At 48.0% G+C, this 12,468-nt stretch carries 10 protein-coding genes and 2 pseudogenes; 2 read left to right on the forward strand and 10 right to left on the reverse strand.

What is annotated here, in order from left to right:
* Nucleotides 1-154 precede the first annotated feature (154 nt).
* On the reverse strand, nt 155-724 hold the full coding sequence (locus Q0144_RS01530) for a hypothetical protein (RefSeq protein ID WP_298061128.1): 570 nt from the start codon (nt 722-724) through the stop codon (nt 155-157).
* Nucleotides 725-1,075: 351 nt separating this feature from the next.
* Between Q0144_RS01530 and Q0144_RS01535 the strand changes: the two genes are divergently transcribed.
* Nucleotides 1,076-2,236: a PepSY-associated TM helix domain-containing protein gene (locus Q0144_RS01535; RefSeq protein ID WP_298061129.1), complete on the forward strand. Its 1,161-nt coding sequence runs from the start codon at nt 1,076-1,078 to the stop codon at nt 2,234-2,236.
* Nucleotides 2,237-2,427: 191 nt separating this feature from the next.
* Nucleotides 2,428-3,372 carry a hypothetical protein gene (locus tag Q0144_RS01540; protein ID WP_298061131.1) on the forward strand — a complete coding sequence of 315 codons (945 nt, stop codon included), beginning with the start codon at nt 2,428-2,430 and terminating at the stop codon, nt 3,370-3,372.
* Between the two features lie 53 nt (nt 3,373-3,425).
* Here the strand turns inward: Q0144_RS01540 and Q0144_RS01545 are convergent, their stop codons facing one another.
* The 9 genes and pseudogenes from Q0144_RS01545 to Q0144_RS01585 all read right to left on the reverse strand — a co-directional run.
* A complete protein-coding gene (locus Q0144_RS01545) occupies nt 3,426-3,917 on the reverse strand; it encodes a threonine/serine exporter family protein (protein ID WP_295098183.1) in 492 nt (163 codons plus the stop codon).
* A 1-nt stretch (nt 3,918) separates the two neighbouring features.
* Nucleotides 3,919-4,722 (reverse strand): threonine/serine exporter family protein, encoded by an 804-nt coding sequence (locus Q0144_RS01550; RefSeq protein WP_298061162.1) that lies wholly within the window; start codon nt 4,720-4,722, stop codon nt 3,919-3,921.
* Nucleotides 4,723-5,206: 484 nt separating this feature from the next.
* Complete coding sequence (locus Q0144_RS01555) at nt 5,207-6,589, reverse strand: M23 family metallopeptidase (protein WP_298061133.1); 1,383 nt, start codon at nt 6,587-6,589, stop codon at nt 5,207-5,209.
* Nucleotides 6,586-7,401, reverse strand: a complete 816-nt coding sequence (locus tag Q0144_RS01560; protein ID WP_298061134.1) for a hypothetical protein — start codon at nt 7,399-7,401, stop codon at nt 6,586-6,588. The genes Q0144_RS01555 and Q0144_RS01560 overlap by 4 nt, the downstream gene beginning before the upstream one ends.
* Nucleotides 7,388-8,077: an ATP-binding cassette domain-containing protein gene (locus Q0144_RS01565; protein WP_295152369.1), complete on the reverse strand. Its 690-nt coding sequence runs from the start codon at nt 8,075-8,077 to the stop codon at nt 7,388-7,390. Before Q0144_RS01565 ends, Q0144_RS01560 begins: the two co-directional genes overlap by 14 nt.
* Nucleotides 8,065-10,143, reverse strand: coding sequence for a tRNA (guanosine(46)-N7)-methyltransferase TrmB (gene trmB, locus Q0144_RS01570; protein WP_298061135.1), 2,079 nt, complete (start codon nt 10,141-10,143; stop codon nt 8,065-8,067). The genes Q0144_RS01565 and trmB overlap by 13 nt, the downstream gene beginning before the upstream one ends.
* A gap of 3 nt (nt 10,144-10,146) precedes the next feature.
* A complete protein-coding gene (locus Q0144_RS01575; protein ID WP_298061137.1) occupies nt 10,147-10,812 on the reverse strand; it encodes a fibronectin type III domain-containing protein in 666 nt (221 codons plus the stop codon).
* Nucleotides 10,742-11,077 (reverse strand): annotated as a pseudogene (locus Q0144_RS01580) (RluA family pseudouridine synthase); the annotation flags it as partial. The gene Q0144_RS01575 and the pseudogene Q0144_RS01580, both read right to left, overlap by 71 nt.
* A 735-nt stretch (nt 11,078-11,812) precedes the next feature.
* Nucleotides 11,813-12,442, reverse strand: a pseudogene (locus tag Q0144_RS01585) (RluA family pseudouridine synthase); the annotation flags it as partial.
* Nucleotides 12,443-12,468: the final 26 nt, after the last annotated feature.

Genomic DNA, 12,468 nt, shown 5'->3' on the forward strand with positions numbered 1-12,468 from the left:
TTAAATTTAGATATTTTTAACGTTAAATTAAGCCCAGGCATCTTGCTCGGCTGCTTTAGCTTTTGAAATTTCAGCGAGCTTTTCTAATATAAAATTTTGCAAAAAATCTATATCCTTTTGTGCATACAAATATCCCGCCCCGAATTTAACGCCGCTAATTTTGCCTCGTATGCTGATTATTTTTTACGCCTCTTATAAACCATGTGGCGTAGTTCATCTCATCAAAGTATATCTTTTCCGTATGCCTAAACGGCAGAACCTCCCATTCTTTGCAGATGCCGCTTTTATCTATTCTGATTCCTTTTTGAATTAGCACGATAAATGAAAAAATTATGGCGCAGACAGATATGATTTTGCCGAGTATTAGTCTAGGCTCGCTTATTTGCAGATATCCATCCACACATCTGGGATCGCCTTCTTCGAAGCATCTTAAATTTATGCCTGCCGCTTTGTATTCCTGCGAACAAATTTTATCGTGGGTGTAAAAGCAGGGTATCGGCTCACCGTTATGTTTTGCTACGTGCGAGCTGGATAGAGTGACTACGCCGAAGCTTAGGAATATTATAAACATCTGCATTTTTAAAAGCGGATCGGCGGAGATAAACAGAGTTCCGTGATCTACGGTTTTGAATGATCTGTTTTTATCAAGCAATGAAACAAGAAGGCAAAAGCCTATCGTAACATAAAGGATTATCGAAGCAAACTCGACTACACTTTGCGACATAATAATGACCTTGTTTTTTGGATTACGCAAGCTCGCGTCTTTGGCAATTTTAGCGCAAAATTTCTAAATTTACGAGATTCTAAGCGCGCTTTTTATAAATCGCGCTTAGAATTTTACCTCACCGGCGTCATCTTGCCGCGCGAAAGTCGGATTAAATTTTTGGCTTTGAGAACCTAAAGCGCGCGGTTTATGACGTTGCGCGAGGTACATAGGCGCTCTTGTGATATCATAACACGCCTTAAAATTTCGCGGTCTAAATCTTAATGATAATTATCTAAATATTTAAAATTGCACAATATAATTGCGAACCTCAATCAAATAAAGATTAAATTTATCTCGCAAGGATCTGCAATGAGCTTGCTTCTTAAGCGCAACAAAATTTTATTTAACATCCATCTGATTTTATCGATCGTTTTTTCTATACCGCTGCTTATCGTTGGCACTACGGGCGCGATTTTGTCGTATCAGCACGAGCTTGAGGCGCTAATAAACGCGGACTCTAAAAAGGTCGAAAAAACGGGCGAAATGCAAAGCGTAGAGAAAATTCTGCAAAGCTTTAGCGAGCAAACAGGCGCTAAGCAGCCCGTAAGGCTCGTCGTGCCCAAAAGCGATGATGAAGCCTTCGTCATTTACGCAAACAGAAATGATGCGTATCTGGTCGATCCGTACACTGCGCAGATCATTGGCAAGGATCGCGGCACGGGCTTTGTGCTAACGGTGATGGCGTTGCATCGAAATTTGGGCCTAGCGCTAAGCGGCAACAAAACCGCAGCTGAGGTCGGTAAACAGATCGTAGGCGCGAGCGCCACAGCGATGATACTGCTCGTAATAAGCGGCGTCTGGCTGCATTTCCCAAGGCTTAGGCGTAAATTTATCGAGGCGATAAAGCCAAATTTTAAACTCAAAAAATACGCTCTTTTTTACAATCTGCACACGAGCCTGGGTACTCTAAGCGCGGTAGTTTACCTTCTCATCTGTTTAACCGGGCTTAACTGGTCGTATAGCTGGTATAACGATGCCGTGATGAAGCTTTTTGTAAGCTCGCAAAATTTACCGCAAGCTAGCGCGCCTAAAGCCGCCGCTTCTAAAGATCACGCCGCCGCACCCGCAAAAGAGGGCGGCACAAAGGGCACAGAGTATAAATTTAGCGACGCGCAGAGGGCTTATGAGATATTCAGATCAAGTGGCATAGAGTATAAAGAATTTACCCTAATGCTCGCAGCCGGAGATAAGATCGGCGTCAGGTATTATGAGCCCGATGCGCCCGCTACCGCTCGTCCAAAAGGCGCGAGCGTGAAGCTAAAGGAGGGCAAGGTCGCGGAGCAGAAGCAAACGGACGGTATCACCGCGGGCGAGTTTAAAGATGCGAACTACCAGCTGCATACGGGCTATTTTTTCGGGCTAGCGGGTAAAATTTTATGGTCGCTCGTTTCGCTTTGCATGGCGCTTTTTATCTTTAGTGGCTTTTATATGACGGCAAAAAGGGCGTTTAAGTCAGAAAAGCCCGGCTAAATTTTACCCTCTCGGCAAGAGGTGCGACGAGCGGCGCAAGAGAGCCCAATACCTACAAAGCATTGAGATAAAATTTGCCGAAGCGGATCAAGAAAAGCTCTGATTTAACGATATTTGAGACATTCTAAAATTATCGCGGATTAAGTCTATGTGAGGTATATTGCGGAAAATTTTAGGAGCGAAATTTGAAAATGAGATATTATCTGTGCTTGGCTTTCATCATAATAATATGCGCTTTGTGCGCGATACTTTCGATTATCGCGGAGTATAAATACCCAAATTCAGCCGAAAAAATTAAAACCGATCCATATGAATGGGTATGTAATCTGGATGGCAATCTTACGGATATACAGCTTAAGGATAGGGCACTAAAGTGCATGCTTAAAAAGACCTATAAATCTATAAATATTTCAGCGGAGGAATTCCGTGATATGGAAAGAAAAATAAAGAAACAATACGGTAAAGTAGAGGATGAATTTTATAATTTTTATAGCGGGTTGGCGGAAAGATGCGGTGGAAATAATCGTCCAGATAAAGCTTGCGAATTTTTCATTGTAGATGACAATATAAATTTAGAATATTTTATGGGTTTGGGAGACAGGGCTTGCAACGGTAAACAAGCCGTAGCAAATTTCAAAGATTTTGTAAATATGTCCATGCTCAAAGGCGAAGTTGTTTACCCTTGGGAAAATAATAATAGTTTAATCTTGTCGGATGGAAATTTAAAGTACAAATTATATTTTAGCGGATTAGAAAATGATAAACATGTATTTGATATGTTATTTACGGAAAAAATATTTTTAAATGAAATTAATCCTAAAATATACGACCGCAAATATCCTAATGATAAAATTTTTTCTATTCCAACCGACATGCTATTTTTTGATATGTATGTAAGCCTAATAGATAAAAAATACGATAACTTTTGTAATTTATATAACTTTAAAAAGAAAGATATAAAACCGTATAAAGCATTTTTTGAGTTAGAAGGTATAAAATATAGTCGGTATGCTTTTTATCTAGGTATTTTTGATGAAAATTATACATATAAATACGATATAAAAGATAATTTGCTGGGTGTGGAGCAAGGATATTATTACGATGAAAAAACCAAAGAGATAAAACGAGAGCAATAAAATAGAATTTATAAAATTTACCCGCCGCGACCGCTTAAATTTCTTATTTAGCGCTATTTGCCTCTTGCGCCGCGAGTGATCATCAAGGACTGTTCGTAGAAAATTAGCAGCGTTATTGAAACGCCCGTGCCGAGCGCCAGCGAGATCGAGATCGTGGCGAGGGCGTTATCGAAAAACGAGATAAGATGAGCGAGTTTATGCTCTGCGCCCGTGGCTCTGATATAAGAAAACAGCGCCAAAACCGCCTTGTAGGCGTAGATGCCGGGGATCATCGGAAGCAGCGCGGGGAAGGCGATGATCTCTGCGGGCACCTTGAGGCGCTTGGCACAGAGCATCCCTAAAACGCCGATCAGAAACGACGCAAAAAGCGTCGCGGCAGCGATCGAAAAAATTTGGCTTTGAATCAGCAAAAACCTGCATGAATGCGCAACCGCCGCAAGCAGCGCCGAGAAGGCTAGCGTCTTTTTAGGCGGCATGCACGCATACGCAAACCCGAGCCCCGCCGCAGCGGCAAAGCAAGCATCCTTAAATACCAAAAGCGCTATATCAAACATTTACAAGCCCCAAATTTGAGATGCTAAGCGTCAGAAAGAGTCCGATTGCGATGCAGATGATCAAAAGCCCCGTGTTTAGCCCTCTGCTGATGCCTACGAGCATATTTTCGTTTAGGATGTCAAATACCGAGTTGATAAGCCAGACGCCCGGGATCAAAAACAATATGCTCGATCCCACGGCGATGTCGGGCGTGGCGCTAAGCCCGTAGCGAGCGCCTAGCGAGACGATGAAGGAGACTGCGAACGAAACCGCGATGTATTGGATTTTTAGGTTGATTTTAAGCTTGCTAAGTAGATAGCGGGCGCAAATTCCAAAAGCCGTAGCCGCAAAAACTAACGCCATCGCACCGCCGTCGCCGCCGAAAAGCTCGCAGAACGCGGCATTTGCGACGCTGAGCAAAACGAGAGTTTTGGCAAAGCTTTTCTTCTGCGAGGCTAAAATTTCTGCAAATGCGGCTTTGGCGCGCGCAAAAGGGATTTTTTCATCGTAAATTTCCCAGCTAAGCGCGCTTAGCTCCGAGATCAGATCGAAGCTGATCTGCGCCGCAGCGCCCGTTTTGACGTAGGTGCGGCGGATAGAGTTGTCCGCAGGATCCATCACGCTGATGATGAAGTGGCGCACAAAGATCATCAGGCTAGCCTCATAGTCGTAAGCGTCCGCTATCCTGCGCACGCAGCGCTCGATGCGCGCGGTGTAAGTGCCGATACTAAGCATCTTGGCGGTGTATTCACTAAGAAAATTGGTAAGCTCTTGGATTTGCGGTCTCACCGCTTCTGCTTCTTTTGCTGCCGCCATTTCTGTTGTCATTATTTCCTCCGCTACCCTTGTAATCTCAATATCGTTTTGCGCTGTTTCTGAGGCCGTTGCAGCTTCTGTTTCCACAGCGGCCGCCGTCGTCTTCGATGCCTCTTCGACGCTCGTTGCGGCGGAATTTTTATTTTTAAAATTTAATGCAGCGGCAGCGCCCATGGCGGAATTCTCGCTATCTAAATTTGATGCGGCGACAGCGCTTGTAGCGGTAAAATTTTGATTGTTTAAATTTGGCGTCGTTTCGGAATTTGAGTTATCTAAATTTAGCGCCGAGGCGGAATTTGGCCCGTTTAAATTTAGCGCCGCCACAGGGCTTTCATCGTTCAAATTTAAAGCGGCGCAATTTTGCCCTTTCAAAGAATTCTGCTCATCTAAATTTAAATCGTAGCCTGAATTCTGTCCGCTTAAATTTAAACTTTCGGCGTCCTCGCAAGATCCGCTAAATTTAGAATTTCTATTGCCCACGGCTTCACCTCAGACTTATGAGATCGAGCGGGTTGATGTGGTAGTTCTGCTGCGTCACTTCAAAGGTCAGATCCGAGCCGATGCGTCCGATGATGTAGCCCTTTTTGACGTTGGAGCCGACGCGCACGGTAGGCGGGATCTGATTTAGATGCGCGTAGATCGTGTGGATGCCGCCGCTGTGCTCTAGGATCACGACCTTATCGAGCACGGCGGTTTCTTTAGCAAAAACCACTTTGCCCGGCAGCACCGCTTTAACCTGCGTGTCGCCGCTGTTTGAGCCCAGCACGATATTTTCGTTGAAAAGCTTGATGTTATACACGGGATCGTTGTAGTTGCCGAATTTCCGCTTCAAATACGCGCCGTTCAGAGGCGCTGCGGTCTTGGCTCCGCCGTATTTTTTAACGCGCGAGGACTGATAGCTCGAGCCGTACTGCTTGACCTTTTGGTTGATCTTACTTACGCGCTCATCCGCCGGCTCGCTCACTTCGGGCTCGGGCTCGCTAGGAGGCGCAGGCTCTGGCTTACCCGCCTTTTTGGCAGCCGCCTTTGCTTTGGCGTACTCTTTTTCGCGCGCCTGGCGCTCCTTTTGCTTCTGCGCTTCAAGCTTTGCTTGGCGTGCCGCTTCCTCCTTCTGCGCTTTGGCTTTTTCCTCGGCGTCATCGATGATCTTAAGCTCCTGCAGGGTCTTAGATATGGCATCTTGCTCGTCGTTTATCTTCTCCAGTCTCGCGATATAGTCCTCTTTGTCCTTTTTCATCTGCGCGAGCTTCTCTTTTTGGGTGGTTTGCTTGGCGTTGAGATCGGTTTTTTTCTTATCGTAGCCCGCCATGCTCGCTTGGATCGATTTGATCTTTTTGTTCTGCTCGTTAATAAAATTTTGATTATTTTCGTAGTCTTTGATCAGCCCTTTAAGCTCGTCGTTCATAACGACGCCGAGCCCCTCCAAAATTTCGCTAGCCATGATAGAATCGGGCGTGGTGGTGGAATTTACGTCGGTGATGAGATCGAATGATAGCTCTTGCGAGATCACGTTTGCAATCTTGCTTTCCAGATCGTTTTGCACGCTAAGAAGCGTGACGTTTTGGCTATTGAGCTTCTCAAGCTCCTGCGCTTCGGCGGCGTATTGATCTTTTAAGCCCTCGATCGCGTCGCTTAGCTGTTTGATCTCGCCCTCGCGCTTTTTAAAGCCCTCCTGCTCCTTTACGATCTGGCCTGCGATCTCATCGATCTTTTGCGAGAGTTGCATCCCCTCCTTTTGCGAGCTTTTGAGCTCTTGACCCGCTTTGGCGATCTTATCTTTCGTGCTTTGTCCCTTTGCGGGCGCGGCATAAGTAAGAGCTGCGGTAAGCCCCAGCGTAAGAAGCGGCGCTAAAAAAGCTCTTTTCATGCTCGTTTATTTCCAATTTGCAGCATCACAAAACTTACCGCGATGATAGATAGCGCCAAGGCGACACCCAAAAGAATCAGCGCATCGTAAGGCAGCACTATGGCGGTGCGCAGATCGCCGATACCCTTAAGCGTGGTCGAAAACACCTCCCAAGAAGGAAGTGCTATGTAGAAGCAGGTCACGATCAGTGTGGCGATGAAGGAGTCTATTATCGCCATTCGGTAGAGTTTGCCGCTTTTTATCAGAAACGACGCGCCGAAAAGCTCCATGATCTCGATGCGCTCTTTGTGCTCGTAAACCCAGATACGCATCTGGCGGTGAATTAACATCACGCCTAAAAGCACGATGAGAAACGCAAAGCCGTAAACGAGGCTTTTGATAAGCAGTAAAATTTTAAAAATTTCATCGTGGGTCTTTTTAAAAATTTCAACCCGCGTGAGCGAGCCTATGGATTTTAGATCCTGCTCAATCTTGGCAAGCTGCGCAGCGTCGGGGAAGCTTTCGAGCTTGACACTATAAAATTTAGGCAAATTTTTACTAAGCTCGGCAAAGGCGTTTTGTGAAATTTTACCCTTTAGCCGCTCGGTTATGCCCGCTGTGGAAATTTCGCTAAGCGAGCTGATTTTCGGTACCGCTTTTTGCGCGTCTTGTAGGCTGAGCGGAGTTTTGGAGACTAGCACGATGTTGTATTCGTTTTGGATCGAGCGCTCGTAGCTTTTGGTTAGGTTGCTCATAAAAATTCCAAACTGCACTGAAAAAAGCAGCGCGACGAGCGAAAAGATCACGCCGAAATGGGTTTTAATCGATTTCATTTACTTTAGCGTCCTTAATCTCAAAATGTCGGTGCCTAAAACGCAGCGTGGCGGGCATTTTATGCGTTACGATGACGACGCAGGCGTTCCACGACTCGCACGCCGAGCGCAGCAAATTCCAAATAATGGCGCTGGAGTAGTCGTCTAAATTTCCCGTAGGCTCGTCGCACAGCAGCAGCCGCGGATTATGCGCCATTGCACGCGCCAAAGCCACGCGCTGCTGCTCGCCGCCGCTAAGCTCGAGTGGATACTTGCCCATCTTATGCCCGAGCTCGACGTGGCGCAGTAGCTTTTTGGCTTGGTCTTGGCAGACCTGCTGATTGTAGCCCATTATCATTAACGGAAGCATTATGTTGCGCTCGATCGTCCATTCGTTGATCAGGCGGTAGTTTTGAAAGATAATGCCGATGCGCTGGCGCAGGGTGCGCAGATCGGAGTTTGTGATGCCCTTTAAATCGCACAAGCAGACGTTCAACTCGCCGCCGATGATGTCGATGCCGCCGTAGAAGGACTTAAGCAGCGTGGATTTGCCGCTGCCGCTCTTGCCCGTGATGATGACGAAGTCCTTTGCGCCGATGCCGAAGCTCGCGTCTTGGATGACTGCGCCCGCCTTTTCGTAGCCTAGCGTGAGGCCCGCTGCGGTGATGATGTTGTAATCGTCCGTTATCTCTGCCATTGTGAAAATATCTCCGAAATTTTTTGATGTGCCGCGTGGTTTTCGCGCGTAGGAAGCGGGCGGCGGATGAAGTAGCGCGTACCGCTTGCGTTTGCGCGGATGAAACACTGCTGCGGAAAGTCGAATGCCCCGAGTGAAAGCAGGATTAGCACGTCCTGCGGCTCAGCGGTGCATGGCTTGCTTTGCTGTTCGGCTTGCTGCTCGGCGTAGCTTGGTTCACTTTGCCGTTTATCTTTCCGCTCGGCGCGATTTAATTTGCTCTGGTGTTCGGCTCGTGGCTTTGCACAGCCTTCTAGGTTGCTTTGCTGTTTATCTTGCTGCTTGGTGAAGCTCGGCTTGCTTTGCCGTTCGGTTTGCGATCCCTTTTTGCAAGGTACGACGCTTGTATTTGGTGCCGCGTTTGCTTCGTTTGTGCGGGCTGCTGCGAACGAGCCGCCTGAATTCGGCGCATTGCTCGCATCTATTGCATCGATCGTTGTGGGTATATTGCCCGTGTCTGTCGCGTCGGTAGCTGCAAGCGCGCTCTTTGCGCCGCTAGAATTTAGCGCGTTGCTTGCGTCGATTGTTGCGATCAGGTCGTTTGCGTTTAGTGTATCGCTTGCGGAGGCTGCGCTGTTTATCTGCGTGCCTTGCTTTGTTGCGATCTGCTCGCAGGCTAAAGCGCGTTTTTCGCTCGGGGCGGGGCGGCTAAATTTAGCGCTTACTGCGACAGAAACGTCGCTCGTTAAATCTACGTCGCTTGCGTTCAAGCAATTCTCGTTTAAATTTGCGCTGTCTTTTGCGTACGCTTCATTAGCACTGTTTGTATTCAGCGGGGCGCTTGTTTTTTTTAGAATTTGCGTAGCGTTCTCGCAAGCTAAAATTTTATCGCCCGCTGTCGTAGCTAAAATTTTGCCGCCGCCTAACGAAATTTCATCCATGCTCGCGCGCTCGGTTAAATTTCCGCCGCGCATTGCGTCTAAATTTGTAGCCTCATCGTTTATAACTTCTCCCGCGCTGCTTAAATTTGCGCCGTCCGCCGCGCAAGTTCCGCCTGCCTCCAAGCTTTTTTGCGCGTCAAAGTAAAAAATTTCCTCAAAATGCACGAAAAAATCCTCGCCTTTGAAGGTAGAATTTTTAAAATTTCGCGCGATTGCCGCCGCGTCAAATTTTAAAAATTCCATCTCAAACTGCTGCGGCTCGCCCAGACCCGCAGTTTTGTTCTCGTAGATCAGATCATAGATGTCTTTGTCCATCTTGCGCCATCTATCCTCGTATTTGCTCGCTACGGCGGCGTCTCGGTTTTTAAAATGCAAAATTTCGCCCGCTTTGCGCTGCACGTAGGGCGAGAGCTTTTGCATCGTGTAGAGGAAGTACTCCTCGCTGTCGGTGCGAAGCTCGAAGCGACCGCCGAGCTCGAGCGTGCGTGCGATCTGCGAGGCGAACTCGTCGCTTATGACGCGGCGGTGCAGTGCGTCGTCCCACGGCACGGGGAAGTGCAAAAACACGCGCTGCAGGCAGCCCGCGGGAAGCAGGCTCAGTAAAACCCGCGCGTCGGTGGCTATGAGAGCGATGTTTTGCAGCCCCTCGCGGATCGCTAGTTTTGCGACCTGTTCGATCGCGGGCTTGTAAATTTCGATACCGATTAGCAGCGCGTCTTGATTTGAGCGCGCTTGATGAAGCAGGTGTCTGCCCGAGCCGAAGCCGATCTCGATAAAAATTTTATTAAATTTAGAGCTTTTTACGAGGGATAAAATTTCATTTTCGTCCAAAATTAGCGGCGTTTTTTCGGTAAGCGAGCTGTCTTTGTAAGCAAACGCCTGCGAGATGATCCGCCCGCAGAAACGCTCTTTAAAAATTTCGAGCGCTCGCTGCAGATGGCTGATCTTGGCGGGCTTGGTGATCTTTTCGCCCTTTACTATCACCTTGTCGCCGCTGGGCTTTACGATGATAAAAAACTCGCTATCAAAGCTTTTAGTTCGTACGAGCGTTAAATTTCTGCCGCGCGCCGTTTCTAAAAATTCGGTCTCGCCGAGCTTAATCGGCAGCCGCGGCAGGCTCACGCTTTGGGTTATGAAATTCGGCAAACTTTATTCTGCCTGCGCTGCGGCAATGACTGCACTAGGCTTGGACAGCTCTCCGTTTTCGGTTTTGACGGTGATGCGGTATTCATATCCTTCGCCATAATCGATATTGTCGATATATTCAGCACTAAGTCTGCCGCGAACCTCTTTAATCGTGCTCCATGACTCGCCTCCTTTAGGGCGGCGCTCGATGAGATAGGAGCTTACGCGAAGATCCGGATGCGGACGCCAGATGATCTTAACGCGGCCCGGAAGCCCGTAGATCGCCTGCGCAAACGGCACGGACTCTAGCATCTTCGCTGTGCTTGCGATAGCGACTGGAGAAGGAGCCGAAACGCCCTTGGCGCCGTATGTGCGCACCGTGTATTTATACGAAGTGCCCGGCTGCAGCCTCGTATCTACGTAGTGAGTGGAGTATGGATCTGTGATGGTGGCGATCTTTTTGGCTTCGCCGCCGCTTGCAGGCGCGCGATAAACGATAAAGCCCAACACGGCGGTATTGCTGTCGTATCTGGGCCACTCAAGCCCGATCTCATCGTCGCTCGTGATCGTCCTAACCCCCTCTATGCGCGGAAGGCTCTCGTCGCTTGCACTAGGCGCGCTAGACATAGCGCAACCACCCGCTAATATCGCTAAAGTAGCACTCAACGTTAGTCGGTAAAATTTTTTCATAAATTTCATCCTTTACCTTTTGATTTGTCGTAAAATTTAGAAATTCGCTCGGCAAACTCGCGCATATTTTCACCTCTTTGCCGCTTCGCGGATGGATGAAATAGAGCAAATAGGCATGGAGCAAAATCCTGCTAATTTTAGCGTTTTCGCTCTTAAATCCGTATAAATGATCGCCCAAAATGTGCCGATTTATCGAGCTTAAATGCACGCGGATCTGATGCGTGCGACCCGTGAATAGCTTCGCCGCGACGAGATTAAAGCTCTTTAGGCTTATCGGCGGCAGCTTTTCATTTTGAGCGGGATTTTTAAAATTTAAAAATTTATTCTCGGCAAGACGAGCGCTCTGGGTTTGATCCGCACTCATATCGGCGGTTAAAATTTTATCCTCGCTATCTACGAGATTGTTTGGAATTTTACCTGCGTTGCCCGTGCAGCTGCTTGGAATTTTATCTATGCTTTGGATCGGAATTTTATCCGCGCTCCGCATGCAGTTATTTGAAATTTCGTCCGCGTTATCCGCGCCTGCGTAGTCGTTTAAAATTTCATCCATGCCCGCGCTCTTGCTCGCGCTCACGTCGGTAGCCGAAATTTTATCCGCGCCCGCAGTTGGGTCTGTATTTAAAATTTCATTCCCGCGAGCGCTTACGTCGGTCGCTAAAATTTTACTCGTATCTGTGTCCCTTCTAGCGCTTAAAATTTTATCCCCGCCTGTGGACACGGCCGAAATTTTGCCAGCGCCTGTAGTCGTGTCTGAAATTTTATCGGTAGCCAAAATTTTACCCGCATCACCCATTGAAATTTTATCCGTAGCGTCGCCCAAAATTTTGTCTTCAGTGGAAATTCTACTTACGCCTGCGTTCGCAGCCAAAATTTTATCGACGGCTGAAATTTTATCCGCACCTGCGCTCTTGTCTGCAGTCGCGCCATCGCACGCGCCTAAAATTTCATCGCGCTTCTCGGCGGAGTTTTGAAACTCCACTAGTTCCGCTCCGCTTAAAATTTCATAAAACGCGCTCTTTGCGCTGCGTCCGCCTGGTACGATTCCCATCTTTAGGCGGTTTGCAGGATTGCGAGCGATCGGGCGCTCAATCACGCAGGGCTGCTTCAGCGGCAGGTCGATGAGCGCGAGGTATATCCGCCCCATGCTCTTATCGCTTAGCTGCGCCGAGAGCGCGGCATGCGCGGCGTTATTTTTAGCGACGAGCAGGGCGCCACTGGTGAGTTTATCCAGGCGGTGCACGATGCCTGCGCGAAGCTCGCCGCCGAGCGTGGAAAGCAGATAGCCACGAGACTTAAGCCAGTCCACGAGCGTGGGCTCTTTGACGCTCGCGGCGGGGTGAACGGTAAGGCCCGCGGGCTTATTTACCACGAGCAGATCATCGTCCTCGTATAAAATTTCAACGTCGAAGTTTAGCCTCTCCGCGCTCATTTGCTGCGACGTGGGCGCGGGGTAATCGATGTGCACGAGCTCGCCCGCAGATAGCTTGTAAGCGGGTCTGCTCTGCACTGCGCCATCCACTCTGACCGCTTCGGATTTGATTAAATTTGATATTTGGTTGCGCGAAATTCCTAGCTGCGAGCTTAAAAAAACGTCGAGCCTTTCGCTGCATTGTGCTATTAGATTATCCAAATTTATACCTTTTTTGGCTATTCTTA

Origin of the sequence: uncultured Campylobacter sp. (assembly GCF_938045345.1) — a bacterium.
GTDB lineage: Bacteria > Campylobacterota > Campylobacteria > Campylobacterales > Campylobacteraceae > Campylobacter_B.